Genomic DNA, 2,005 nt, shown 5'->3' on the forward strand with positions numbered 1-2,005 from the left:
AGGCCGCCGGTCTATCGTCGTTAAGTTCATAACATGCAATTCTATGATATAAGTTGATTTTGGGATATAGACTCTAATAATAGGGGGTTAAACCGTTATGCCATATCTTCATATGAAAGAAATTTGGACCCCGCTTAGATTTTTTTGTATTTTTTTATATAAGTGTATTGATAACGGCTCTTTTTATTTTCGCATAGGGATGGGTAAATTAACAAGAATTTTTTAACGTCACGCATAGCAGGGGATTCTTACCGGCCGAGGTGAGAATCCCCTGTTTATTATTTACAAGCGAAATAAAAATGCCAGTTCGACTCTGGAGGACACTTCGGTTTTGACAAATATGCGTTTAATATAAGTCTTCACAGTATTTTCACTGATAAAAAGCTCTCTGGCTATGTCTTTATTTGTCTTACCCCGGGAAATTAGTGTAGAAATTTCATATTCCCGCCCGGTAAGGCCAAAAATATCCGACACTTTATCTTTGCTGTCAACCTGAGTTGTTTGGATAATGGTAGCCTTCTCAAAAACGTTATTCAAGTGATAATGTAACATTTTTAGCAGTTCCATTTCTTTTTTACTAAAGTCGGGGCTTTTAGGGCTGCGATGAAGGGATATCATACCTACCAGTCGGTTGAGATGGAAAATTTGCACGCAAGAAATATGATAAATGCGCTGGGGAAGTAAGAAATCAACGCGGTGCTCGTTTTTAGTCCATTCCCTGTAATTAAAATAATCCGAGCTTTTATCTACCGGTGGGATTATCCCCCTGGCAAAGGCTTTTTGCTTGTATTCATCTTTTTCTTCGTAATATTCCTGGTATTGCTTAAAGTACATATGATCAAGGCCGACAAAGAAAGGGGCAGCAAAACTGTTCGTCCCCGGTGTAACCATAAAAACAGCTGCACTATCGTGCGGAACCAAAAATGATAAGTGATCCAATACAGTGGCACTTATTTTGCGCACATCAGTGCAGCTGTAGATCCTCCGGATCATGTTATCATAAATTTTAAACTGGTGGGTAGTTAACATTAGTCCTTCTCCTCTTTCATGAAAGGTAAAAGAAATAATTTATTAACTATCTATTCTTTTACAATAATTTATAATAATATTATTATACCATTTTATTTACTGCTTGTTGCTGTAAAGAGAGGCTGGTTAAAAGTTTTGCCTGTTTTTCATATTGAAAAGTACGGATTAGACGCAGTACCTCAGAATGAAAGAACAGCCACCTGGTTTGATTTGTTTACTATTTGGTCCGGTGTGAGTATTTGCCTGCCTTCCTTTATAGTAGGTACACTCCTTGTGCCAGCGTGTATTTGGAGCGAAGCCGTACAAATAAACTTTTGGGGCAATCTTATAGTGGGCGTGCTGATTGTACTTGGGGGCTACTTCGGAACAAAAACGGGGTTTCCGGCTGTAGTTATGGGCCGGTATGTCTTTGGATATCCCTTAGGGCAGTGGTTACCCACTACGGCATTACTGATATCCACCCTTGGCTGGTATGCTGTAATGACGGTTTTAACCGGTATGGCCCTCGCTGAAATAGCCGGTCACATACTTGGTCCTGTTATGTTACCACTTATAACAGCCCTTGTGGGGCTTTTAAATGCTTCCACGGCGGTAGCAGGTTTTCATAAAATTCGTTTGTTTAATCGTTTGATGGTACCCCTTTTAGCTCTCTTCTGTATATATTTAGCTTATAATGTATATATTCAAGTGGAGCATTCAGCAACCACATCATACCATCCTTCCGGCAATCTTTCATTTGGAGAGGGTATTGACCTTATTATTGGAAGTGTCCTGGCAGGAGCATTTTCTGCTTCGGATTTTTCCAGATATGCTATTAACAACTTACATAACTGGCTGGGCACTTTACCCGGCACCTTTGTTATGTCATTTTTATTGGGCTTCCTAGCAGCCTGTCTAAGAATTGATACTTTAAAAAACTGTGGTTAGGGGCCTTAAAACAAATTCATATGAATTTATATAAAAATTTTAAGCAGAA

General features: G+C 39.1%; 2 protein-coding genes. One reads left to right on the forward strand and one right to left on the reverse strand.

Going from position 1 to position 2,005, the window contains the following annotated elements:
* Positions 1–282: 282 nt before the first annotated feature.
* On the reverse strand, positions 283–1,029 hold the full coding sequence (locus LX24_RS14750; protein ID WP_166512884.1) for a LuxR C-terminal-related transcriptional regulator: 747 nt from the start codon (positions 1,027–1,029) through the stop codon (positions 283–285).
* An 18-nt stretch (positions 1,030–1,047) separates the two neighbouring features.
* On the opposite strand from LX24_RS14750, the gene LX24_RS14755 reads away from it, so the two are divergent.
* Positions 1,048–1,956: a purine-cytosine permease family protein gene (locus LX24_RS14755; RefSeq protein WP_166512885.1), complete on the forward strand. Its 909-nt coding sequence runs from the start codon at positions 1,048–1,050 to the stop codon at positions 1,954–1,956.
* Positions 1,957–2,005: the final 49 nt, after the last annotated feature.

It is taken from the genome of Desulfallas thermosapovorans DSM 6562 (genome assembly GCF_008124625.1).
Lineage (GTDB): Bacteria > Bacillota > Desulfotomaculia > Desulfotomaculales > Desulfallaceae > Sporotomaculum > Sporotomaculum thermosapovorans.

Excerpts from the sequence above, each read along its gene's own strand:
- LX24_RS14755 (WP_166512885.1), top strand. The coding sequence starts at position 1,048 with ATGAAAGGTAAAAGAAATAATTTATTAACTATCTATTCTTTTACAATA.
- LX24_RS14750 (WP_166512884.1), bottom strand. The coding sequence starts at position 1,029 with ATGTTAACTACCCACCAGTTTAAAATTTATGATAACATGATCCGGAGG.